Origin of the sequence: Riemerella anatipestifer (genome assembly GCF_035666175.1) — a bacterium.
GTDB classification, from domain to species: Bacteria; Bacteroidota; Bacteroidia; order Flavobacteriales; family Weeksellaceae; genus Riemerella; species Riemerella anatipestifer_D.
The window spans coordinates 1,268,678-1,293,573 of sequence record NZ_CP142016.1 but is presented as its reverse complement, the minus strand read 5'-3'; the positions used below and the strand labels follow the sequence as shown (position 1 = coordinate 1,293,573).

General features: G+C 33.2%; 17 protein-coding genes and 1 pseudogene. 9 read left to right on the top strand and 9 right to left on the bottom strand.

Annotated features, from left to right (window positions below):
• Positions 1–216 precede the first annotated feature (216 nt).
• The 9 genes from VIX88_RS06370 (at position 217) to VIX88_RS06330 (ending at position 14,431) form a co-directional block, all read left to right on the top strand.
• Complete coding sequence (locus tag VIX88_RS06370; protein WP_064970384.1) at positions 217–564, top strand: helix-turn-helix domain-containing protein; 348 nt, start codon at positions 217–219, stop codon at positions 562–564.
• A complete protein-coding gene (locus tag VIX88_RS06365) occupies positions 536–2,599 on the top strand; it encodes a toprim domain-containing protein (protein WP_064970383.1) in 2,064 nt (687 codons plus the stop codon). The genes VIX88_RS06370 and VIX88_RS06365 overlap by 29 nt, the downstream gene beginning before the upstream one ends.
• A gap of 20 nt (positions 2,600–2,619) precedes the next feature.
• Positions 2,620–2,937, top strand: a complete 318-nt coding sequence (locus tag VIX88_RS06360) for a helix-turn-helix domain-containing protein (protein ID WP_064970382.1) — start codon at positions 2,620–2,622, stop codon at positions 2,935–2,937.
• A 104-nt stretch (positions 2,938–3,041) separates the two neighbouring features.
• Positions 3,042–4,559, top strand: a complete 1,518-nt coding sequence (locus VIX88_RS06355; protein ID WP_208809425.1) for a DUF3945 domain-containing protein — start codon at positions 3,042–3,044, stop codon at positions 4,557–4,559.
• 47 nt (positions 4,560–4,606) lie between these two features.
• Positions 4,607–6,709 (top strand): type IA DNA topoisomerase, encoded by a 2,103-nt coding sequence (locus tag VIX88_RS06350; protein WP_214193689.1) that lies wholly within the window; start codon positions 4,607–4,609, stop codon positions 6,707–6,709.
• Between the two features lie 231 nt (positions 6,710–6,940).
• Positions 6,941–7,720: a type IV toxin-antitoxin system AbiEi family antitoxin domain-containing protein gene (locus VIX88_RS06345; protein WP_064969540.1), complete on the top strand. Its 780-nt coding sequence runs from the start codon at positions 6,941–6,943 to the stop codon at positions 7,718–7,720.
• Entirely contained in the window at positions 7,717–8,643 is a 927-nt protein-coding gene (locus VIX88_RS06340) for a nucleotidyl transferase AbiEii/AbiGii toxin family protein (RefSeq protein ID WP_064969539.1), read from the top strand. Before VIX88_RS06345 ends, VIX88_RS06340 begins: the two co-directional genes overlap by 4 nt.
• 12 nt (positions 8,644–8,655) lie before the next feature.
• Positions 8,656–9,093, top strand: a complete 438-nt coding sequence (locus VIX88_RS06335; protein ID WP_064969538.1) for a DUF1896 domain-containing protein — start codon at positions 8,656–8,658, stop codon at positions 9,091–9,093.
• Positions 9,080–14,431, top strand: a complete 5,352-nt coding sequence (locus tag VIX88_RS06330; RefSeq protein ID WP_310503695.1) for an N-6 DNA methylase — start codon at positions 9,080–9,082, stop codon at positions 14,429–14,431. Before VIX88_RS06335 ends, VIX88_RS06330 begins: the two co-directional genes overlap by 14 nt.
• Positions 14,432–14,639: 208 nt before the next feature.
• Here VIX88_RS06330 and VIX88_RS06325 read toward each other — a convergent pair whose 3' ends face one another.
• From VIX88_RS06325 to VIX88_RS12835, 9 genes and pseudogenes are all read right to left on the bottom strand, one after another.
• Entirely contained in the window at positions 14,640–15,302 is a 663-nt protein-coding gene (locus tag VIX88_RS06325; protein WP_064969537.1) for a TetR/AcrR family transcriptional regulator, read from the bottom strand.
• A gap of 13 nt (positions 15,303–15,315) precedes the next feature.
• Entirely contained in the window at positions 15,316–16,572 is a 1,257-nt protein-coding gene (locus VIX88_RS06320) for an aminotransferase class I/II-fold pyridoxal phosphate-dependent enzyme (RefSeq protein WP_064969536.1), read from the bottom strand.
• A 53-nt stretch (positions 16,573–16,625) separates the two neighbouring features.
• Positions 16,626–18,806 (bottom strand): peptidase domain-containing ABC transporter, encoded by a 2,181-nt coding sequence (locus tag VIX88_RS06315; RefSeq protein ID WP_081276898.1) that lies wholly within the window; start codon positions 18,804–18,806, stop codon positions 16,626–16,628.
• 26 nt (positions 18,807–18,832) lie between these two features.
• Positions 18,833–19,810 carry a hypothetical protein gene (locus tag VIX88_RS06310; protein WP_064969534.1) on the bottom strand — a complete coding sequence of 326 codons (978 nt, stop codon included), beginning with the start codon at positions 19,808–19,810 and terminating at the stop codon, positions 18,833–18,835.
• Positions 19,785–21,152, bottom strand: coding sequence for a radical SAM/SPASM domain-containing protein (locus VIX88_RS06305; RefSeq protein ID WP_064969533.1), 1,368 nt, complete (start codon positions 21,150–21,152; stop codon positions 19,785–19,787). The genes VIX88_RS06310 and VIX88_RS06305 overlap by 26 nt, the downstream gene beginning before the upstream one ends.
• Before the next feature lie 46 nt (positions 21,153–21,198).
• Positions 21,199–21,390: a hypothetical protein gene (locus VIX88_RS06300; RefSeq protein WP_064969532.1), complete on the bottom strand. Its 192-nt coding sequence runs from the start codon at positions 21,388–21,390 to the stop codon at positions 21,199–21,201.
• 81 nt (positions 21,391–21,471) lie between these two features.
• Entirely contained in the window at positions 21,472–23,823 is a 2,352-nt protein-coding gene (locus VIX88_RS06295) for an outer membrane beta-barrel family protein (RefSeq protein ID WP_274095730.1), read from the bottom strand.
• 195 nt (positions 23,824–24,018) lie between these two features.
• Positions 24,019–24,702, bottom strand: a pseudogene (locus VIX88_RS06290) (TraM recognition domain-containing protein); the annotation flags it as partial.
• Positions 24,703–24,757: 55 nt separating this feature from the next.
• Entirely contained in the window at positions 24,758–24,880 is a 123-nt protein-coding gene (locus tag VIX88_RS12835; RefSeq protein WP_410896913.1) for a cysteine peptidase family C39 domain-containing protein, read from the bottom strand.
• Positions 24,881–24,896 lie beyond the last annotated feature (16 nt).

The following is a 24,896-nucleotide window of genomic DNA, read 5'->3' as shown; positions in this document are numbered from 1 at the left end:
GGCAAACCACACTCTCACTACTTACTTTACTAACTTCAAGATGATTATCAGTCGCTTTAAGCGTCTTTTTTTTTGCTCTAAATTTATGATTATTAAGGCATAGGCAAAATGTGCTAAAATGTGTTAAATTTCTATCTACCCATTGGTAAAACTTGGCGTTATCATCGCCTGAGTCTTCTGAACTTTGTCCCCAGATAAACGATAAAATCAGAAGAAATGAAACTAATCACTATTGAAGAAAACCAATGGCTGCAATTACGCCAAGAGATTCAATTTATTCGGGAGTATATTCAAAAGCAATCCCAGTCCATAGAAATTATTGACCAATTATGGCTCAATAACCACGAAGTATGCCAATACCTCCATTTAAGCGAAAAAACACTTTGGCGTATGCGACAGAACAATGAAATCACTTACTCTAAAGTTCACGGACAATACTTTTACACTCTGGGAAGTATCCGAAAACTTATGGAATTTAATGTAGTAAAAAGTACAGAGGATTATTTAGAAAACCTAACCCAAAAAGCACATTCGTATGTTAAAAAAGGAAGACCTATTAAGTAAAACGAATGACGGACTGGAAGTATTTCGTTATTATGTTTCAGGGAATTGGAAAGTGGGACAAAACTTTAAAAACCCTTTTTATGATGATAAAAATCCCTCTTGTAATATTTACAAGGACAAAAAAACAGGCATCTATCGGATTAAAGATTTTGGGGATCCTCATTTTAATGGCGATTGTTTTTCCTTAGTTGGCTATTTATATGGTTTGGATTGCACACAGCCTCACGACTTTGTAGAAATCCTAAAAATTATCAATCAAGATTTAAGTTTAGGATTAGATATTTCTTATTCTAATAAACTTAAACGCCCCCAAAGAAAAATCAAAGTGGAGGCTAATCCCGCAACAACTATCGAATCGCCCAGCTATCGTCCCTATATGATAGTAGATAAGAACTTCAGTAAAATAGAACTTGACTATTGGGAAACATTTGGAATAACGAAAACAGTTTTAGATATATTTGGAGTAAAATCCTTGCAATCTTTTGAAAGCATCAATAAAAAAGGACAACCCTATCGAATAGAATCCAATGATGATGAACCCATTTTTTCATATCAGAATGCGGAACTTATAAAAATCTATCGTCCCCTTTCCAAACATCGTTTTCTATATGCAGGTATCGCTACGGATTATTGTTTTGGATTGGAACAATTACCGTTAGATGGTGATGATATTTTGTTTATTACGGGCGGTGAAAAAGATGTGATGAGTTTGTATGCAAAAAGCTTTTCAGCCATTTGTTTCAATAGTGAAAATAGTCATATTCCCATCTCTCTCATTCAATCTTTAAAAGGTCGCTTTCGTCATATCGTATTATTGTATGATGTGGATCAGGCAGGAAAAAAGGCGGTACAAAGTCATTTAGAAAAATTAAAGGATCTGGTAGAGGTATTAGAACTTCCTTTATCAGGAACTAAAGACGATAAAGACATATCGAACTATTTTCAGCAAGGCTATACCGCTAAGGATTTAAAAACATTGTTTTTGAAAATGCTTCAAAAAAAATATCAGCAAGGGCTTTCACTATTACAATCCTGTGAAATTCAATGGCATCAACCACCCGCCAAGCAAAAGATTATCATCACCTTAAAAGGAGCAGCTATCGGATTGCAAAGTAGTCTTTTAGGGGTTACAGGAGGTGAAGGAACGGGAAAAAGTCATTATGTGGCTGCAATGATTGCAGGGAGTTTATATCAAGGTAAAAATCCAATAGACTTACTTGGGCTTAGCGTAATTTACTGTGAGCATCAAGCAGTTTTATTTTTCGATACGGAACAATCCGCAGATCAATTGTACGACAACATTTCCATATTACTAAAACGAGCTCAGCTCGATGCGATGCCTTTAAATTTTAAAGCCTATTGTCTTACTCAAATTCCAAGAAAAGAGCGTATGAAAATCATTCGACAATGTATGGATACTTTATACTACGAGTATTCAGGGATTCATCTGGTAGTCATTGACGGTATTGCCGATTTAATTAGTTCCGCCAATAATGAAAGTGAAAGTATTGAAATGATAGAGGAATTGTACGCATTGGCAGGGCATTATCAAACCTGTATGGTATGTGTATTACACCTAACGCCAGGAGGATTAAAACTTCGGGGGCATTTAGGGTCGGAGCTACAACGAAAAGCCTCTGCGGTGCTTTCGGTAGAACAAGACCGAGCCAGTGCTTGCTCTGTGGTCTTACCGAAAAAAATTCGTAAAGGGGACCCCAACCAATTGCCTAAGATATTGTTTCGATGGGAGGCAGAGAGTGGAATGCACCGTTATTGTGGTACTCAAAAGAAAACTGAAAAGAAAGACAAGACCACAGAATTAGCTACTCTCGTATCTCCTCTATTTAGAAAGAAAGAAGTATGGGAATATAGTGAATTGGTGCAAGAAATTAAAGCCTTAACGGGGGTGCAGGAACGAACGGCGAAAAACTATATCCTAAAACTCAAAGCCAAAGAATTATTGATTGTGGACAGCCAAAATCCACAGCAATTAAGCATTGGTAAACTTATGAAAAAAATACTCAATCAAAAATAAAACACTAAAACTTACCCGTTATGAATATCGACCGAATGGAATTTGTAATGTGGATGGAGCGACTGATGGACCGCCTCGATCTACTTGCAGAACGCTTTGAAAAAGCTGAAAAGAAACGAAGTACCATCGAAGGAGAAGAATTACTCGACAATCAAGATTTAATGATAACTTTTAAAATATCCGCTCGTTCTCTGCAGCGTTATCGTTCTGAAGGCAAACTACCCTATTACACAATTTCTGGAAAAATTTACTACAAACTATCAGATGTACACCAATTCATTAGAGAGCACTTTAGTGTCCCCGTAAAAGCCAAAAAAGGACAATCAAAGCCAAAATAACACTGCCGTATTAAATTCTAATAGACAGCTTCTATCTTCGTTCTGCGATTTTTAAGATTTAAAGTTTAATGAATTGAATTTAAACCATCAAAAAATAATATACTATGGCTAATGAATCCACTGAAACAAATCCACAAGAGAATACGTCCGTTGCAGAAGAGCAATGGACGGATTTGTTGCTTGTGTATGACCAAGAGGAACAACAGATTCGTGCCGTAAAAGGATTGGATAAAGACGGGCAGTTAGAAACCGTTCCTCCAGTCCCGGCACACGAACAAGATTTTATGAAGGTGGATCCTCACGGAAATATACTCTCAAACTTCTTTAGTAATTTTCTAAGACAAGTGAAAAATCCAAGTCATTTTTCTTTTTTCAAAATTCCCATTCCCAATCTACTAAAAGTTCAGCTCACGCCAGAGGATTTACAGCCTTATAAAATCCAACCACAAGAATATCAATCTTTAAATCAAAATACAATGGAACAAACCAATGAACCCCAAGAAGTAAAAGATACTCAGGAAGTAAAAAACACTACCCAAGAGGTCAATGAAACCCCATCGCAAAATACTGCCGATGAGGCTACCCAAGAACAAAAACATCGTTACGAAGTAGACGATATTGATTGGAATACGATGAACAGCTTAGGACTCTCAAAAGAGTATTTAGAAAAACGCAACTTATTAGAACCGTTACTAAAAGGTTATAAAACCGACCGATTGGTACCTATTAGTATGAATTTAGGGAGTGCTGTTACTCGTTTTGATGCTCGTTTATCTTTACGAAAAGATAACGAAGGTAAAGTAAGTGTCGCTATCCACGGAATTCGTAAAGAACCTCAATTAGATTATCCATTTTTTGGGCATGAGTTTACCCAAGAAGATAAAGAAAACCTATTGAAGACAGGAAATATGGGACGCGTGGTAGAGCTTACCAATGTAAAAACGGGTGAAAAAATCCCCTCTATTATTAGTATTGATGAATTGACGAATGAAATTGTTGCTTTGCGTCAAGAATACATCAAAATACCTGATGAAATCAAAGGAATCAAACTTAATGAAGAACAAAAGCAAACCCTTATGGAAGGTAAACCCTTGTTTTTAGAAGGAATGATCTCAAACAAGGGCGAACCCTTTAATGCAAATGTACAATTCAATGCAGAAAAGCGTTATGTAACATTTTTGTTTGATGAGAATCTTACACAGAAAATCAATACCCAACCTACTTTTGAAGAAGCTCCCAAAGAATTAAGAGGTAGAAAACTTACCGAAGAACAATACAAAGTTTTTTCGCAAGGCAAACCGCTGTACTTGGAAGGTTTAGAAAGTAAGGGTACAGGGAAAGTGTATAATGGTTACTTTACATATAACCAAGATACAGGGAAAGTTAAATTCACTTTCCAAAATCCTAATAAACAACAAAAAGAGGATAAAGTAACACGTCAGGCTAAAGAAATCAACAAAAAAGCCAAGGAAAATAAAACGACGACAACTACCACTCAAACTACAACAAAAACCCAAAAAGAAGCGACAAACAAAGGAGTGAAAACCACTACGACTACAACCAAGCGTACGGCAAAGCCTAAAACGCCTACAAAAAAAGCTACAAGTGGACGCAAAATGTAGGGCGATGGCGATATTGATGCAATTCATTTATCTAAAAACAAAAATCTATGAAAGTAATCCTAGCGGAAAAACCCAGTGTAGGCAGAGAAATTGCTCATTTATTAGGGGCTAATAATAAAAAAGACGGTTATATAGAAGGTAATGGTTATGCCGTTACTTGGGCATTTGGTCATTTAGTACAATTGGCAATGCCTGAAGCGTATGGTTGTGTAGGATTCCAAAAAGAACATCTTCCCATACTTCCAGAACCGTTTGAACTACAACCCCGCCAAGTGAGAAAAGATAAAGGATATGTAGCAGATGCAGGCGTATTAAAACAACTTAAAGTGATACGAACTTTATTTGAGCAATGCGATTCAATTGTAGTAGCTACCGATGCAGGAAGAGAAGGAGAGTTAATTTTCCGATACATCTATGATTACTTAAATTGTCAAAAACCTTTTGAGCGACTTTGGATTAGTTCACTCACAGAAAAAGCCATTCTTTCAGGCTTTGAAAAACTCCGTCCAGGAAAGCAATTTGACCCTTTATATCACGCTGCCCAAATGCGTAGCCAAGCCGATTGGCTGGTAGGCATCAATGCTACCCAAGCCCTGAGTATCGCCGCTGGAAGCGGTGTATACTCCCTCGGGCGGGTACAAACTCCTACTTTGTCTATGGTTTGTGAACGATACCTCACGCATACCCAATTTGAGAAAAAACCGTATTGGCAATTGCAGTTAGTGCATCAAAAAGGACACCTCAAATTTAATAGTCTTTCCACTCTGAAAACAGAACAAAAAGAAGAAGTAGAAGAATGGAAAAAATCCGTAGAACGCCATCCAAATGCTGAAGTGCTTTCCGTAGAAAAGAAAACGGTAAAAGAGCAACCGCCTTTACTCTATGATTTAACTGCACTTCAAAAAGAGGCAAATAAAAAATATAGTTTTTCGGCAGACGAAACCCTAAACATCGCTCAAAGTTTGTATGAAAAGAAATACATCACTTATCCTCGGACAGGAAGTAAATACATTTCGGAAGATGTATGGGCAGAAATTCCTTTATTGATTCAGCAATTAGAGCATTATGAGACTTATGCAAAATATGCACAACAACTCAGACACTCCTCTCTTACCAAGCGTATCGTCAATGATGTTAAAGTAACCGACCATCACGGACTGCTCATTACTGACAAAATACCGACCGAACTCCCTAAGAAAGAAGCCCTCATTTACAAAATGATTGCCGGGCGTTTATTAGAAGCGGTATCGGAAATTTGTATCAAGGAAACGCAGATAATAACTGTGGAAGCAGGTTATAAAAACTACGAAATCAAAGGTTGTACGATACAATCTGCAGGTTGGAGGGCAGTCAATGGCTCTTTTTCAGAAATAGAAAAAGAAGAGGAAATTCCGCAAGAGCTTCCCGAACTACAAAAAGGAGATACTTTAAAAGTAATGGACAGTCAAATTCTATCCAAAACCACCCGCCCTCCAGCATTATATACAGAAGCGACTTTATTGTCGGCTATGGAATCGGCAGGAAAGGATTTGGAAGACGAAAATCAACGGCAACTACTCAAAGGCACAGGTATTGGAACTCCTGCTACCCGAGCGACAATAATAGAAACTTTGCTTAAACGAAACTATATCAAACGCCAAAAGAAAAGCATAATTCCTACCGAAAAAGGGTTGAAAGTCTATGAATGGGTCAAAGACCGAAAAATCGCTGATGTGGCATTAACGGGTGAATGGGAAGCCTCTCTCAATGAAATTGAGGAAGGGCAACTCCCTCCAGAAAATTTCCTACAAGCGATGAAAGACTATACCCAAAAAATCACAGAAGATTTTTTAACGACGGAAATCGAAGGAATTGCTTCACCCGCATTGGTTTGTCCTGTTTGTAAAAAACAAAGTGTTCGTTTATACAAGAAAGTTGCTAAATGTATGGAAGAAGATTGTCAGTGGTTATTTTTCAGAAATGTTTGCGGAAAACAGGTAAATGATGAAGCGATAATGGCTTTGCTGGAAAATGGAAAAACAACGCTTTTAAAAGGATTAAAAAGTAAGGCGGGAAAAAGTTTTGATGCTTATTTGGTTCTTCAAGAAGACAGTTCTACCTCATTTGAGTTTCCGCCTCGCTCTAAAAATAAAAAAGGAAAAGGAAAATAATCAAAGCATAACAGGTTTAAACAATAAGTATTTGACGGCGAAAAATGCCGTTAATGGATAAACATCTAAACTTACTTTTTTGAAATGTTTGCGTTAATACTCAAAAAATGAGTAGTAATGCAAATAAATAAAAAATTTGATAAAATGGTCATTTTTCTTATTTAGTTTACATATCTTTGTATTAACGGCGAAAAACGCCGCTATCTAATACAAAATGTAAACTAATTAAAAATGGGCTTAGAAATACGAAATCAGATAGAAAAAATCATACCAGAGGGACTTATAGTAACACGAGATTGGCTACGAGATACAATGGATTTAGGAAAACATACTTTAGATAACTTAGTCAAATCTGACTATTTAAAATCTATACAGAGAGGAATCTACATACGAGGAGCCAAAAAAAGCACCTCTTGGCAAAGTATCGTTTTTACCTTGCAAAATATAATGAAAAGCGACTTACTTGTAGGTGGGCTAACCGCCTTGGAACTAAAGGGATATACGCATTATATTCCTGTGTCAGGAACAGAACGAATTATGTTATATGGTGATGATAATGTACCTCAATGGTGCAATGAGTATGTTCTTAAAGCTAAATTTTGTAAAAATTCTCAAAGAGAAATTTTTGCTAATATGGACAAAGAAGAAATGGCAAAATATACGGTTTCAATTCCTTGGGAAGATACACAAATAAAAGCAGTATGTCCAGAAATGGCGATATTACAAGTTTTACGGAAAGTGCCTAACGAAGTTTCTTTTGAACACGCCGCAGAACTAATGCAAGGTATGACTTCACTTTCACCAAGAAAGCTACAAGTTTTATTAGAAGCCTGTACACATATTGGCGTTAAGCGATTGTTTTTGTTTTTAGCAAATCACTATAAATATGTATGGTTTACAAGGTTAAAAACTGAAAATGTCTATTTAGGTTCGGGAAAACGAATGCTGGTAGAAGGTGGCGAATTAGACAAAAACTATCTAATCACTGTACCCAAAAATTTTATAAAATGATTAAAAACACGCTCTATTATAAACAAGTACAATTATTGGTAAGAGTATTACCTTTGCTCCATACGGAAAAATGTTTTGCCTTAAAAGGAGGTACAGCCATCAATTTGTTTTATCGAAATCTTCCTCGTCTGTCAGTAGATATTGATTTGTTATACCTACCTTCTGAAAGCCGAGAGGAGGCTTTGAAAAATATTCGTCAAGCCTTATCTCGATTGAGCGAACAGATTAAACAAAATATTGCAGGGATTCGTGTTCAGGAAACGCAGAAACAGCAGGATAATTCTTTGCGATTGATTTTACAACTCAATGAAATCCGAATCAAAGTGGAATTATCTCCTGTTATAAGAGAAACTGTTTTCCCTGTGGAACAAAAAGAGATTTGCGAGCGAGCAGAAAATGAATTTGGATATGTAGAAATGCAAGTAGCTTCTTTGCCCGATTTATATGCAGGTAAATTATGTGCTGCATTAGACCGACAGCACCCAAGAGATTTATTTGATGTTAAATTACTTTTGGAAAATGAAGGACTTACAACCAACCTAAGAAAAACATTTTTGGTTTTTCTTATCAGTCATCAGCGTCCTATGTCAGAACTGTTACAGCCTCATTTTAAAGATATTTCAAAAGTATATGCTATGGAGTTTGAGCGTATGACGGATAGTCCTATCACTTTACAAGAGTTGGAAGACACTCGTGTTCAGCTAGTTCAATTGATACAAAAGAATATAACTTTAGAAGAAAAAAAGTTCTTGTTGAGTTTTAAAAATAAAACGCCACAGTGGGATTTATTGGGGTTGGACAGCCAAGTAGTTTCTAATCTGCCTTCTGTAAAATGGAAACTTTTTAATTTGTCAAAAATGAAAAAAGACAAACATCAAATAGCTTATCAGAAATTAGAACAAATCTTAAATATTAATTTTTAAAAAATTATAATTATGGCAACACAAGAAAAAGAAATTTCGTATTACGATTTACGACTAAGAGAATTATTAAACACCAGCTTTCCTAATCTGGCAACTAATGAATCGTTTATCAAAGAACGAAGCAATTTAGCAGCAGAAGCCTATGAAAAAGCCTTTGATGCAGGGCATACAATATTAGAATGTCGTGCTATTGCTAATGAAGCCCTTTTTGAAGGATTGTATTATTCCCCATTTGATACAGTATATCAAGTGGTTTGTAATGAGTTTGACCGAGAAATTCCTGCCGATGAAGCCCGTGCCTTTGCACTTAAAGTGTTTCCCTATTGTGTAGAAGTATTTGAGAATTACGATTTACATCAAGATTTTGAAGGAACGAAGGAGTATAACGAGCTTTATACAGAGCTAACAGGACAAATTCAAATATGGATTGAGGAAAATGGCGTTCAATAAGAAGCTACACTTAGAACAAAATATCCAAGCCTTACAAGTCGCTTTTCAGTTAGAAAAAGAAAAGCGACTGGCTACGGATGCCGAAAAAGAAATCCTAAAACAATACTCAGGTTTTGGAGGGTTAAAATTTATCCTAAATCCTGCCAATGAGGAAGAAGACCGTCGTTTTTGGACAAAGTCCGACGAACCTTACTTTGAAGCCACTCAAAAGTTGTATGAACTTATTCGTGTCAATGCTTCTGATTTTTCAGATTACAAAAGTATGACCAATAGTCTTAAAAGTTCGGTACTCACTTCATTTTATACCCCGCCAGAAGTTATCCAAGCTCTATCAGCGGTACTTAATAAACACAACTTTCAATACCAACAAGCATTAGACCCTTCTGCAGGAACAGGGAATTTTATTGAACAGTTACAACAAAATGATGTGTCTATAACCGCTTTTGAAAAAGATTTACTAACGGGGAAAATATTAAAACATTTACATCCTTCCACCCAAATAAAAATTAAGGGATTTGAAAATATAGAAGAACGACAAAATAATTCCTTTGATGTAATAAGCAGTAATATACCGTTTGGAGATATATCTGTATTTGATTTGTCTTTTTCAAGGAGTAAGGATTTGGCAAAGCAACAAGCTGTAAAAAATATCCATAATTACTTTTTTTTAAAAGGTTTGGACGTTTTAAAAGAAGGTGGCTTATTAGCCTATATCACCTCTCAGGGGGTACTGAATAGCCCCCAAAACCGCCCTATTAGAGAAGCTATGATAAAACAAGCTCATTTGGTATCAGCTATTCGATTACCCAATAATCTGTTTACGGATTACGCAGGGACGGAAGTAGGAAGTGATTTGATTATCCTACAAAAAGACTCACAGAAACAAGCACTTTTTACCGAGGATTTACTTTTTTGTGATACGATAGAGCACATTGAAGGTTATACAATCAACGCTTTATTTGAAAACAATCCACAACAGATTATTCATACAACATCACAATTAGATACTGACTTATACGGAAAACCATCAAGGATTTATATACACGAAAATGGCGTATCTGGAATAGCCCGTGACCTCGAAGAAAAATTAAACCTTGATTTTGGTAATTATAAACAACGAATGCCCTTATATCTTGCGGATTCTTTTTCAAACCAACCAACTACAATATCAGAAAAAAATGAGAAAGCTCCAATCAATACAAATTCAACTCCTATAACACCTGAGCCACCAACATCAATATCAAAAGAACCTATTTCTGAAAATAAAGAAGCAACTTCTAAAATCACAAATGATGGTGGGGTACAATTAAGTTTATTTGATACACTTTTTCAAGAGCCGCCAAGCATTCCAAAACCTCAAAACAATACAAAAAGCTCTAAGACCAACAGGCAGACGAAAAAAGCAATACAAAAAAGTTTTCCCAAAGACCTTTTTTCTTTTTCATACCCCAGTGATAACAACTCAACCAAGGATACAGAAAGTGTATCTATAACTCCTATTAGTTTTGAGCCTACACCATTTGAAGGGGATATTTTAAGTCATTATAGAGAAGATGCTTTAGTAATTCAAAATGAACAACCAGGGTATTTAAGAAATGTAAGTAAAGACGAGGGAACCGCTACTTTTGTTCCGCTTGAAGTTGGGCATATTCAGCGTAAAAAAGCAATGGCTTATATTGAACTTCGAGATAGTTATTTCGATTTATACAACAAAGAAGCCAAAAATAGAAAGCTCTATCCAGACGAAAGAACAAAGCTCAATACCTTATACAATGAATTTATAGGAAATTATGGGGCTTTGAATAGTAAAAATAATATAGGATTTATCCAAACAGATGGAGCTGGCAATGAAATTCCCTACTTAGAGCGGAAAGTCAATGGAGTTTACCGCAAAGCCGATATTTTTGAAAAACCAGTGAGCTTTTCTGTAACCTCAGTAGAAAATGTTACACCAAAAGAAGCCCTAATACACTCGTTGAATGTATATGGTAAGGTAAATTTGCCCTATATGAGTAGACTTTCTGGAGAGAGTATAGATAGTATGAAAAATGAATTAAAGGAATATCTATACTACAATCCCATAGAAATGCAGTACGAAACAGGAGAAACTTGGTTGGCAGGGAATGTAATAGAAAAGAAAGAAGCTGTTGAAAAATATTTAGAAGGATTTCCAGAACATCGAGAGGTATTAGATGCTTTAGAAGCACTTAAAAAAGTGATTCCAGAGCCTATTGCATTTGAAGAGCTGGATTTTAATCTGGGAGAGCGGTGGATTCCTATAGAGGTATATAGTCATTTTGCCTCTCATTTATTTGATACAGAGGTGCAAGTATCTTATTCCAAGACAATGGATGATTTCGATGTTCAATGTTTTAGAAAAAACACCCGTATCTATGACCAATATGCCGTAAAATCGGAAAGTAGAACTTATGATGGAATTGCATTACTCAAATATGCCCTTATCAACACCACTCCAAATATTACTAAGAAGATAAAAGTTGATGATAAAGAAGTTACGGTACCGGATATGGAAGCTATACAAATGGCAAATAGCAAAATTGATGAAATTCGTACAAACTTTTCCCTTTGGTTATTAGAACAAAGTCCAGCTTTTAAAGAACGCTTAGCAAATGAATACAATCGAATATTTAACTGTTTTGTTCGTCCGAATTATGATGGTTCGCATCAAGATTTCCCTGGTTTAGACCGTAAAGGTTTAGGCATTGAGGATTTATATAGGAGTCAAAAAGATGCTATTTGGATGATAAAGCTCAATGGAGGTGCTATTTGTGATCACGAGGTTGGTGCAGGGAAAACCTTAATTATGTGTTGTGCTGCCCAAGAAATGAAACGCTTGGGATTGGCTCATAAACCAATGATTATCGGACTTAAAGCCAATGTTCACGAAATTGCTGAAACTTACCGAAAAGCCTATCCCTTTGCAAAAATATTATATCCGGGCAAAGAAGATTTTAAACCAGATAAGCGACTACGTATTTTTGGGGATATTAAAAATAATGATTGGGATTGTGTGATTTTAACGCATGACCAATTTAAAATGATACCTCAATCTTACGAAATACAAAAAGAAATTCTTCAGCAAGAATTAGACGATGTGGAAGAAAATTTATGGGCATTGGAACAACAAGGCAAAGAAGTTTCAAATAGAATGCTAAAAGGTATGATTAAGCGGAAAGAAAATTTAGAAGTAAAGTTAAAAGATTTGGAATTTTCTATCAATCAACGAACCGATGCTATTGTTGATTTTCAAATGATGGGGATTGATCATTTGTTAGTTGATGAGAGCCATAAGTTCAAAAACCTAATATTTAACACACGGCACGACCGAGTGGCTGGATTGGGCAATATGCAAGGAAGTCAAAAGGCGATGAATTTATTATTTGCCATTCGCACCATTCAAAAAAGGTCTGGTAAGGATTTAGGGGCTACTTTTCTCTCAGGTACAACCATTTCTAACTCATTAACGGAACTCTATTTACTTTTTAAATATTTGCGTCCACAGGCTTTGGAAAAGCAAGGAATTACCTGTTTTGATGCCTGGGCGGCTATTTATGCCCGTAAAACCATCGATTACGAATTTTCAGTGGCGAATAATATTGTACAAAAAGAACGCTTCCGCTATTTTATCAAAGTTCCAGAATTAGCACAATTTTATTCGGAAATCACAGACTATCGAACGGCAAAAGATATTGGTATTGACCGCCCAGAAAAGAATGAGATTTTATACCATATTCCACCTACCCCCGAGCAAGAAGTTTTTATCGAGAAACTGATGAAATTTGCTCAAAACGGAGATGCTACTTTACTTGGAAGACCAAAACTTTCCAGTAGAGAAGAAAAAGCAAAAATGTTGATTGCTACCGACTATGCTCGAAAGATGTCATTAGATATGCGATTGGTAGATAGTAAATATGATGACCACCCTGATAATAAAACCTCCCATTGTGCCAAGAAAATCTATGAGTATTACGAAAAATACAAGGCTCAAAAGGGAACACAGTTTGTGTTTTCAGATTTAGGGACTTATAAGCTTAATGAGTGGAATCCTTATTCTGAAATCAAGCGAAAATTGGTAGAAGATTATGGCGTTCCACCAGAAGAAATTCGTTTTATTCAAGAAGCCAAAAACGATAAATTACGAAAAAAGCTCATTGCAGATACCAATGAGGGGAAAATCCGAGTGCTATTTGGTTCTACCGATATGCTGGGAACAGGTGTCAATGCTCAAAAAAGAGCAGTTGCCGTTCATCATCTTGATACGCCTTGGCGACCGAGCGACTTACAACAAAGAGATGGTCGGGCTATCCGAAAAGGGAATGAAGTGGCTAAATATTTTGCGGGCAATAAAGTAGATGTTCTCATCTATGCCGTAGAAAGAACATTGGATTCTTATAAATTTAATTTATTGTTTAACAAACAATTATTTATAGACCAGCTAAAATCCAATAAACTCGGTAAGCGAACCATTGATGAGGGCAGTATGGACGAACAATCAGGAATGAATTTTTCAGAATATGTGGCTATCCTTTCAGGAAATACAGACCTCTTAGAAAAAGCAAAAATAGAAAAGAAAATAACCGCTTTGGAGAGTGAACGCCAAGCCTTTTTACGAAATAAATCTTCCTCACGATTTAAGTTGGAAATGCTAACAGAAGACAAAGCTGCTGTCGAAAACCAATTGAAGCGTTTAAAAACCGATTGGGATAACTTCAATGCAAGAGCCAAGAAACTACCCAATGGCGATTTTGTTAATGCTTTGCATTTGAACGAAGTGTCACAAGGTGCAAGTTTGGAGCAATTAGGCGAAAAACTAACTGCCTATGCTAAAAAAGCACGAACAAAAGGCGATTATGAAGAGATTGGGAATATATATGGTTTTCAAGTTTTGGTTAAAACAGAGCTCACGATAAAAGAAGGAGTGGACATTCGTCAAAATCGTTTCTTTGTGAAAGGAGAAGGTGGCATTCGTTATACGCATAACAACGGAAAACTGGCACAGGATTCTATATTAGCCTCTATGAGCTTTATCAAGGCATTGGAAAAAATCCCCAACCTCATTCAAAAAAGAGAAGAAGAACTCGATAAAATAGATAAAGATTTACCTATACTCCAACAAGTCGTAAATAGTAAATGGAGTAAAGAAAAGGAACTCTCGGAGCTTAAAAATGAGCTGGCTTCCATTGAAAGGAGAATTCATTTGTCGATAAATGAAAATACTATGAATGAAAAATCTCAAGAGGTATCAGAAACTGAAGGAGAAAACACTCAGTCTTTAAAAAATGAAGTAACTCCATCGAGTAGAAAGTTTAAAATGTAAAAATCCACTTTGTATTTTCAAAGTGGATTTTAAAGTTTATTGATTATTTTTTTTTGATGAGTTTTATAAACATATCTATTTGATTCATAATGTATTGTTTAAGTAGCGAGTGTTCAATATAAATGCACACCCTTCACAAAACACAGGATAACCATCAAAAGGCATACCTACCTTTTTAGCACATTCTTTACAAAACTCCGCCATTATGTTATTTTAATTTATCAAAAGAAGAATTTACAATGAATTCAATAGCATTTAAGATTGAATTTTTTCCTTCCTCTGTATTCAAATCAACACCACAAAATAAACTACCATTAGCTTTAGCGTGTAGATTAAGATAATATGTTCCTCCTAATAATAAAGCAACAACACCTCTAATATCTACATTAGATTTAGCAAATTTTTCGTCTATTAAAGAAAATAGCTGTTCACCAAGCTGCTCTCTACGGTCGGCTACCTTTCTTAACATCTCATTTTCTTCACTAATTTCCCAAGTGATTATTTTTTGTAGAGCCGTATCATCTCTGAATTTCTCAAAGTGGCTTTTCAAAAGAAAAATCATTTTTTCATTATCTAAATCTTCTGCCTTAGTCAAAAGTCTATTAAGCAATTCATTTGAAAGTCCTTCTTTCCAAAATTCATTCTTTTTTATATATTCTTCTACTAAGTTTTCGACTCCATTAAAATAAGTCCATATAAGTCTTTTATCAACTCCAGCAACATCTGCAATATTCTTAGCACTCTTTAAACCTGTATAACCCTGACTTTCTAATACTTTACCAACGGCTTCAATAAGGTTTTTTTGAGTTCTTGCTTTATCTCTAATAGATCCAGAATATCTTTTTCTTTTTTCTTGATTTTTTTTCTCCATCTTTTTTTAAAAATCACTTAGATATTTTAATTTTTTTATCAATATGTTCAAATGTGTTCAAAACTTTATCTAGGTGTTCAAAAGTATGCGTAGCTAGTACACTCATTCTTATCCTAGAATCCTTTAAGGAAACAGCAGGATACATAATTGGATTAGTATAAATTCCATTTTCTAACAGCATTTTACCTACCAAACTGTTTTTCTCAACATTTCCAATTTTAACAGGTATAATCGCAGACTCTGTTGTACCTATGTTTAATCCTAAAGTTTCAAACCCTTTTTTTAGATAGTTTATATTTTCCCATATTTTATTTCTCCAATGAGGTTCCTCATCAATTAAATCAAGTGCTTTTTTTACACCAATAACACTTGCTGGGGCAGAAGCAGAAAAAGCGTATTGTCTGGATTGATACCGTAAATAAGATACTATATCAGGATTATTTGAAACAAAAAAACCACCTATATTAGCCAATGTTTTACTAAATGTTCCCGTAATAAAGTCAACTTGAGATAAAACATCATAAAGCTCCATAGCACCCCTACCATTATTACCCACAACCCCTATTCCGTGTGCATCATCTACTAAAAGAACTCCACCATAATGATGGGTAATTTCTAAAATTTCTTTTAGTTTTGCAATATCTCCATCTTGTGAATAAACACCGTCAATAACCACCATTTTGGTTCTATACTTATCTTTTGATTTTGATAAAATATGCTCTAATGATTTTGTATCATTGTGGAGAAATCTTTTTGTTGTAGTACCTGATATTCCTTCATAAACGCTAGAGTGAACTGCCATATCTACAATGGCAATATCTTGACTCTTTAATAAGCACAATAGAGAAGCACTATTAGCGGTGTATCCTGTAGTATATATTACAGTTGAGCCTAGTGGACGATTAAAAAAGGTGGATATTTTATCCTCCACTATTTTGTGATAATCATAATACCCTCCTATCAAGGGAGAGGAACCTGCTCCTGTTCCATATTTCTCAATCGCCTCAATAACCGATTGCTTCACTTTGGGATGTTGAGTAAATCCTAAATAATCATTAGAAACAAGACTTATATATTCTCCTTTCTTTATTCTATCATTTCCGGCTAACTTAACAGTTGGACCGCATCCACTATCAGTTTCTAAGAGATAATTTTTAAATCCATTATTCTCTAAAAAATCTAAATATTCCATATGAGCACTAGCTCTATCAAAAACATCAAAGTTTGGAATATCCTCAAAATCTTTAAAACTAACCTTGTTTAAATTCATTTTTTATTACAAAGGTAATAAAAAAATCCTCGCAAAAGGAAATAATATTAATATTAATTTCCTAATTCTAATTGATTTCTAACCAAATTGTAATAACTTCCTCTTTTTTCTACAAGCTCTTGATGAGTTCCTAGTTCCGAAATCTCCCCTTTATCTAATACTACAATTTGATCAGCATTTTTTACTGTTGATAATCTATGAGCGATAATAATCACTGTTTTTCCTCTGAAGAAAGATTGTAAATTATCATGAATTATTTTCTCATTTTCAGCATCCAGAGCAGAAGTTGCTTCATCAAAGAATATATAATGTGGATTTTTATACACTGCTCTTGCAATTAGAATACGCTGTCTTTGCCCGCCTGAAATACCATTTCCAGCAGCACCTATTTTTGTTTTTAAACCTAGAGGTAGCGAATCAATGAAATCTCCTATATTAGCTATTTTAATGGCTTTTTGTAACTTATCATAATCAATATTCTCATCTCCCGTGGCTATATTTCGCTCTATAGTGTCAGAAAAAATATATCCGTCTTGCATTACGATACCACAATTTTCTCGGATATTTTGAGGAGAAATTTCTAAGATATTTGTTCCGTTATATTCTATACTGCCCGATACAGATTCATAAAATCGGAGCAATAATTTTATGAGTGATGTTTTACCGCTTCCACTTGCCCCAACAATTGCTGTAATTTTTCCTTCAGGGATAACTAAGTTTATATCTCTCAATACAAATGGTGATCTAGGTCCTTCATACTGAAAGCTTACTTTTTTGAGCTGAATACACTTTTTTGAGGTTTCAAAATCAATATTCTTTAGCCTGCTTAGACCTTTTGGAATTATTTGCTCTTCATTTGGCTTATTCTGAACCTCATTAAGTCTTTCCAAACTTAACTTTGCATCTTGTAAAGAACGGAAGAAACTAACTAATTGATTAACTGGAGAATTCATTTGACCTATGATATAGGATATAGAAAGTAACATCCCTAAAGTCATATCTCCTTTTACTACATAATTAGCTGCTAAAAAGGTTACTAGGATATTCTTCAGTTGATTAAGAAACTCAAAACCAGATAGTTGAACTTGATTTAATTTAAGTATTCTTATATTTAGTTTAAATAATTTCTTTTGAATATTTTCCCATTCCTTTCTCTTAAAATCCTCAAATTGGTTAAGTTTCATTTCGGTTACTCCATTGAGCATTTCATAAATAGACTCTTGATTTTCTGAACGCTGTTGAAAACTATAATAATCTAAAATCTTTCTCTTTTTTAGCCAAAAGAAAGACCACCCCACAGACAATATTGTTAGTGCTAAATAAACCAAAAGTATTTTAATATCGTAATACCATAACACCCCAAAAAAAACTGAAAAAGTAATTATAGAAAAAAAAGTTGTTAGGCTTTGTGAGGTTAAAAAACTTTCTATTCTTTCATTATCTTGAATCCGTTGATTAAAATCCCCCATCGTTTTGGTATCAAAAAATTTGACAGGAAGCTGAAGCATCTTTTTGAGAAAATCTGAAATAATTTTTATACTTAGATGCGTACCCACATAAAGCATTAACCAGTTTCTAATAATTTCAATAGTAATGGAACCTAAGAAAATGCCTAATTGAGTTAATAAAATTATAAAAATAAAATTTAAGTCTTTGGCATTAACTCCTTTGTCAATAAGAGCTTCTGTTAGAAATGGAAAAATAAGAGTAAGACCACTCCCGAACAACAAAAGCAAGAACATAAGACTCAATTGTTTTCGATACGGTGCTAGGTAGCTTAGTAGATATTTTATAGATACCTTTTCTTGTTTTGGTGGAATTCTCTTTTCAAACTCTTCCGTAGGATTTAGAAACATAGCTACACCTGTATTCTCTTCTGACAGCCATGATTGTTTGAATTTTTCTTTGGATAACTTAATAATTCCATGGGCAGGGTCTGCAATATAGAAGTATTTTTTATTTGAAAAATATGAGGTTGTGATTTTAAAAAGTACTACAAAATGATTTTGATTCCAATGCAATATACAGGGAAAAATTTCGTTATTTTTCTCTAATTGTTCTTCTGTAAGTTTTACTGATTGTGTTTCAAGACCTATTTTATGAGCAGCTTCACTAATCCCCAAAAGAGACACACCCTCACGAGTTATAAATGCTTTTTCTCTAAGGTATTCTATTGGGTATCTCTTGCCGTAATGTCTTGCTATCATAACAAGGCAAGCTGGACCACAGTCCATCTGATCTTTTTGAGGGCAGAAAATCATTATTCCAACATCTCAATTTTCAAATTTTTATTAATATTGCTATTTATGAATTTGTTGCATAAATTTTTAAATTCTTCATTATCAATCTTTAGTTTTAAAAATATTTTGTTAATATTCAACATGTTTAAATATAAGAGTACATCTGATCGTTCGCTAAGATGTTCAAGGCTATTGATAAATTGAATTATTGCACCCTCATAGTCACTATTAAAATTACAATCTAAACATCTCAAGGAATTATAAAAAAAATCATCTTTTATATAGTTTATATTTGATAAAATTCTACTAACCATCTTATATAATAAATCATTATTGGTATCGATTATGAATTTTTTGAAAATATTATCCGTATGATAAACTTTCCAAAACAAGTATTCATTTTTATCAAAGTTAGTAAAAGAATTATCAAATTTTATACTAGTATCTATGGTTTCATCAATGTCTGGCATCAATAATTTATAATGACATAATAACATTAAATTTGACGAACAAGTAATAATTTTTTCTTTTTTTTGGGACTTTAAATAAATCCTAAACAAATTTAAATATTGTTCTCCACAAGCTAAATTTAACAAATTAGTGTTTGTACCTAATATAGATTTAGAATTATCAAAAAAAATATTGATAGCGTCTATGGAGTAATTGAACTCTTTTTTTTGAAAATAATAGAGAGCCTTCATAGGATAATAACTTAAACTAAGAAAATACTTTAACTTTTCATCTAAATTAGAGTAAATTTCATCAATCTTATTGATCTGTTTTTCATCCACTTCAGCATCTATTTTAAGAACAGAAAGTACTTTTTCAATTTCGCTAAAAACATAAATTATCCTTAATTTTTCTTGGCTGGTAACTTTGTTTTTAATCAGACTAATAATATCATAAAATATATGATCCCTATTAAAAGACTCTCTTCTTTTTATGCTATTTAAAGCCCTAATTAAATTTAAATTAAGTTTGTATATTAGTCTTTCCATCGAAGTATTCTCTAGACATTATATATTGTAAAACCATTCTTTCTTTGAAGTTATACTTAAATGATGGACACATTGCCATTTCTTTATACCAATGGATTGGACAACCACCACCACAAACAGGCAAAAATTTACATTTTTTACAAGTGGTGCCATATTCTTCATTATCAATATCATCATACCAATTACCGAGTGGTAGGATACTTCTATCTTTCTTTTCAGAATTAAATATATCTCCATGAAATAATTCACTTTTTTCATTATCAAATTCAGGGGTATATGGAGTTTCCCAGCAATATGATAAGCGCCCTTTAGCATCAATAAGTTCAGATTCTTTATTTGTAACCATACAAGTTCCCATTTTCTTCTTAGGGAGAATATCTTTAACAAATTTAAAATTATACTCTCTCATTTTTAGAAACCAATCTATTTCCAATTCACCAAAAAATGAAGGAGTAAGACCTAAATTATCTTTTGCATAATTTTTCCCCCAATCATGTACAGGCGCAAAGTCTAAAGTTATTTTTTCAGAGATTCCTAAATTATATAATTGTTCCATTAAAGAATCAATAGAGGTATAGTTATCTTTATGGATATTGCATCTTATAAGGATAAGGCATTGTTTTTCGTCATACAAAGGGTTATTTACAGCATTAACGATATTTTTCAATATAATTTCAAATGTTTTTTCTTTCTTCTTCGTATATCTACTTGAGTCATGATGATTTTTATCACCGTCTAAAGTAATTTGATATTTTATAATATTTAAATTAACCAATTCTTCAAAAACCCTTTCTTTTAAGGCCAATCCGTTAGTTATCATCATTGCTGTGTATAGAATATTATTTTCATCACAGAATTTAATAATTTTTTCACTCAAATTTCTAATTCCTTTTATACCTAACAAAGGTTCTGCACCATACCAAGTAATAAACAATCCAGAATATTTTCCGTCAAGTAAAGTTTTACTTATGTATTTAAATGTTTTTTCAACAATATCTTCTTCCATATTAACTTTTTCATGAACTTGTCCACAGTAATGACACCCTAATTGACAATTTGCTGTAGGCTGAATAGTATAATTTAATATTTTATCTTTTTGCGAAGTTTTTTCCTTAAAAAAATTAATAATTGTTGAATATTCATTTTCATCTTCAGGAATCAAAATTTCAGATGAAAGTAGTTTATATAATACTTTTTCATTAATTAGTTCGTACTTTCTATCTAGTATCTGTTTATACACATCGTTTGAAATGTGTAACAATATACCTGTTCTTGTTGAAAATAAAAGTTTTTCTGCTTCAGAAATATCTTCAACTTCGTAGTATTCAGTTAGCTTATACATAATTTTTTTTTTAAATAGGGTGCAAAAATATTTGCACCCCAAAAATTTAATTCCAACCACAATTTGTCGATTGGCAATTTGCACTTGTGCACTGTCCAGAGCCTATACTGTTGTTTTTAGGCCCTCCATTACACCCTCCTTTTACAGTTTGGATCTCTTCAATCCCCAAAACCTCAAAAGATTTGTTATTCTTACAAATAACATTTTTTAAAGCTGATTTTAATTTAGAATTTTTCATCTTCTTTAAAATTTAAAAATTAAATAAAATGGTTATCTTTTATAGTCATAAAACCTTCATAGGACTCACTTGCAAGTATTTTTATTTTGTTCTACTTTTTTCTTCCTCATTACTTGTTCTTCTTTTATCGCCTGAAATATCTTTATTTCCAAATTTATATGACAAAGAAAGTCTTATATACTGTGTGTCATAATATTGTTTAAAGGTTTGATATACCCCTTGTGTAGTATTTGATGTTTTTATTCTATCAGTTCCTAAAATATTATTAGCATTGATTGCTATCTGTAGTTTTTTACGATTTAATAATAGTTTCAATCCTATACCTAAACTAGAATACTCTTCTATTTTATTTTCATTAAAAAGAGTAGGGAAATTATACTCATAAGTTAGCTGACCAAGAATAGTTTTATTTTCATTGAAAATAAAATTATTTGTAGTTGAAAAATATCCACCCCAACCAGAGTATTTAGGTTCTAAATATTTTGTATAAGTATTAGTCTCAGTATAGTATACAGAGCCTTCAGCACTAGCGGTCCACCAAGGAAACACATTATAATTAATATATTCTGATAGCAAAAATAAATTATAGTTATAATAGTTTCTTCTAACAAAAGCTTGCATATTATATTTTGCATCATGAATTGTCAACTGTCCAAAACCATTTTTGGTTTTGGAAAACGAAACTGTAGTAGTTAAAAAGTTCCTATAAGAGTGAGATAACTCAAAATTTGAGGTAAAAGATGGTTGCAGAAAAGGGTTTCCTTCTTCATAAGATGTCAGGGTTAAATACCAGCGTGCAGGATTTAGGTTAGAATAAGAGGGTCTATTTACTCTTCTTCCATAACTCAAGGTAAAAGTATTTTCTCCATCGTGAAGATATGATAAATATACAGACGGAAAGTATTCAACATATTTATTTGTGTTGGTTTTATTTTCAGTTTCAGAATAGCCTTTACTTTGAGTAAATTCGGTTCTTAACCCTATTTTTCCTTCTAACTTTGTTCCAAATTTTCTATTAGCTGAAAAATAAATTGCTTGAATATTTTCATTGTAAGTAAAGTAGTCTAATTGATTATAGACAGATTTAGGTTTTTTGTTTATTATATTGTATCTTGAAATATCAATATCATTATTAGTCTCTGTAAAACTTATCTTTGCTCCAAAAGATAAATTCGCCCATTTATTAAGTATATCAAAGTCAATTTTAGAAGAGACATTTTCTATTTTTCGTAAATTGTTGTTATCTACGGTTGTAAATTCAGATTTAAAATCGTGAGAATTTAAATTATTAAATCTGTTTGTATTAAGGTTAAAATAATCTACATCAAACATTATTTTATTATCGGAATTTGATATACTTTTTATTGCGTTAAAATTTAGGGAATTACTATTGTATTTTTCATTTGTAATTCCATCAGATAGTAATGTGTTATTTACATTTTGGTTTTGATAGTTAATAATATTATTAATATTGCTATTTTCTTTATTAGCATCCGTAGAGAAGCCAGAGTATTGTAATCCCAATTGTAGTTTTTCGTTTACTTTATAGCCAATATTTATTGTACCTGCAACTCCATTAGTATTGGATTTTTCAAACACTGATTGTTGCAAATAATTTAAGGGAAAGTTATACAGAATATTATTTGTATATATATCTTGATCCTTTCTATATCCTATATCAAATAGTATATTGAGTTTATTTTTTTTGTACATTAAATTATTCCCTATGGAGAATGAAGGATAAGTTGCTTGTTTATATATTGTTCTAACTGTATTACTCCAGCCATCAACTTTATTTTTTTTTAACTTTATATTTATAATCCCTCCATTTCCTTCTGCTTCATACCTAGCAGGTGGGGTTGTAATAACCTCTATATCTTTGATGTCATCCGACTTCAGAGCTTTAAGAAAGTTAATTAATTCATTACCTGAAAGTTGTATCAATCTATCATCAATCATTACAGAAACTCCATTTTTTCCAATCATTGAAATTTGATCATTTTGAACTTTCAATCCTGGAGTTATTTTAAGTACATCTATAACATCACCACCATGTGCAGATACCGTATTTTCCACATTAAAAACTAATCTGTCAACTTTTCGTTGAATTAAAGGTTTCTTAGACTCAATCACAATCTCCTGTAATTCAGTAATCTCTTCCATTTTTAATGTCCCTAAATCTACATCATTTGAAATATTCATTCCTTTTTTTGTAAAAGCTTCCCCAAAATACTCTAGTTTTAGCGTGTAGTCTCCTTTTGGAGCTGTTATTATAAATACCCCTAAACTATCCGTTACAGCGCCACTATAAACACTATCTTTCTTCATCAATACTGCATTTACAAACTCAATCGGTTTATTTGATGAGTTTCCAATTACCTTTCCTTTAATTTGATATTGCTGGGCGTAAACATTAACACCTCCTAAAATCATAATAAATAACAAATAACCCAATTTGTACATCTTCTTTTTCACATTTATTCTCCAACAAAGGAAATAAAATAAATTTGAATGAAAAAATATTTTTTATGATTTTTTTAAAGAAAATTTAGGTAAGGCATAAATTTAAAAATGGTTTAAATAAAAATAGTAGTAAGATAATATTAAATCATACAAAAATTCATTTGTTTATTGCTCATTCTCAACCAAATGTTGTAAATCCGGGTCATTAGCAATTCTCTCCATTTCACTTTCTACAAGGGTTGCAATATCGGCTTTGATTTGCTTGTAATTCGCCTCTACTTGTCGTTTCATTTCTTCATCACTAAAGGATAAAATGTTAGGTATTTTTTTGTAGGCTTTAGTTTCTTTGGCGACCTTTTCATTATCTACCACAATTTGAGCGTGGAATATCTTTTGGTCGATACGCTGGTCGAAGTTATCCGATACTGAACCCACAAACATTCCTTGTGTAAGGTTCGATATTTTACTCGGTGGTATCAAACTATCCATTTGTGTACTAATCGAAGTCGATTTATCACTTCGGTTAATGGTCATACTTTGGCGTTTTTGTAAGACTTTACCGAAACGCTCGGACAAGGTTTTCGCTGTTTCACCCACAACCTGCCCACTGAAAATATTGCCCACTGTATTTTGAATTACCTTACTTTCTTTATCGCCATAATCCCTTGTTAGTTGTGAAAAATCTTGAAAACCTAAACAGACCGCTACTTTGTTGTTACTCCTTGCTGTAGCAATCAAGTTATCCAGTCCACGAAAATAAATCGTAGGTAACTCATCAATGATTACAGACGACTTTAACTGTCCCTTTTTATTGATGAGTTTTACAATTCTGGAATTGTATACGTAAAGAAACTATTCTCTTTGTTCTATAAGGTCTTGTACATCAATTTTTATAGATTGCGCTTCAAAATCCTATCTTTTTGGCAGCTTCACTAATACCCAAAAGCGAAACACCTTCACGGGTGATAAAGGTATTTTCTCTGAGGTATTCTATTGGGTATTTCTTGCCGTAATATTTTGCTATCATTGCAAGGCAAGCTGGA

Excerpts from the sequence above, each read along its gene's own strand:
- VIX88_RS06300 (WP_064969532.1), bottom strand. The coding sequence starts at position 21,390 with ATGAAAAATTCTAAATTAAAATCAGCTTTAAAAAATGTTATTTGTAAG.
- VIX88_RS06310 (WP_064969534.1), bottom strand. The coding sequence starts at position 19,810 with ATGGAAAGACTAATATACAAACTTAATTTAAATTTAATTAGGGCTTTA.
- VIX88_RS06360 (WP_064970382.1), top strand. The coding sequence starts at position 2,620 with ATGAATATCGACCGAATGGAATTTGTAATGTGGATGGAGCGACTGATG.
- VIX88_RS06320 (WP_064969536.1), bottom strand. The coding sequence starts at position 16,572 with ATGAATTTAAACAAGGTTAGTTTTAAAGATTTTGAGGATATTCCAAAC.
- VIX88_RS06355 (WP_208809425.1), top strand. The coding sequence starts at position 3,042 with ATGGCTAATGAATCCACTGAAACAAATCCACAAGAGAATACGTCCGTT.
- VIX88_RS06330 (WP_310503695.1), top strand. The coding sequence starts at position 9,080 with ATGGCGTTCAATAAGAAGCTACACTTAGAACAAAATATCCAAGCCTTA.
- VIX88_RS06365 (WP_064970383.1), top strand. The coding sequence starts at position 536 with ATGTTAAAAAAGGAAGACCTATTAAGTAAAACGAATGACGGACTGGAA.
- VIX88_RS12835 (WP_410896913.1), bottom strand. The coding sequence starts at position 24,880 with ATGATAGCAAAATATTACGGCAAGAAATACCCAATAGAATACCTCAGA.
- VIX88_RS06370 (WP_064970384.1), top strand. The coding sequence starts at position 217 with ATGAAACTAATCACTATTGAAGAAAACCAATGGCTGCAATTACGCCAA.
- VIX88_RS06295 (WP_274095730.1), bottom strand. The coding sequence starts at position 23,823 with ATGATTTTAGGAGGTGTTAATGTTTACGCCCAGCAATATCAAATTAAA.
- VIX88_RS06340 (WP_064969539.1), top strand. The coding sequence starts at position 7,717 with ATGATTAAAAACACGCTCTATTATAAACAAGTACAATTATTGGTAAGA.
- VIX88_RS06305 (WP_064969533.1), bottom strand. The coding sequence starts at position 21,152 with ATGTATAAGCTAACTGAATACTACGAAGTTGAAGATATTTCTGAAGCA.
- VIX88_RS06350 (WP_214193689.1), top strand. The coding sequence starts at position 4,607 with ATGAAAGTAATCCTAGCGGAAAAACCCAGTGTAGGCAGAGAAATTGCT.
- VIX88_RS06345 (WP_064969540.1), top strand. The coding sequence starts at position 6,941 with ATGGGCTTAGAAATACGAAATCAGATAGAAAAAATCATACCAGAGGGA.
- VIX88_RS06315 (WP_081276898.1), bottom strand. The coding sequence starts at position 18,806 with ATGGACTGTGGTCCAGCTTGCCTTGTTATGATAGCAAGACATTACGGC.
- VIX88_RS06325 (WP_064969537.1), bottom strand. The coding sequence starts at position 15,302 with ATGGAGAAAAAAAATCAAGAAAAAAGAAAAAGATATTCTGGATCTATT.
- VIX88_RS06335 (WP_064969538.1), top strand. The coding sequence starts at position 8,656 with ATGGCAACACAAGAAAAAGAAATTTCGTATTACGATTTACGACTAAGA.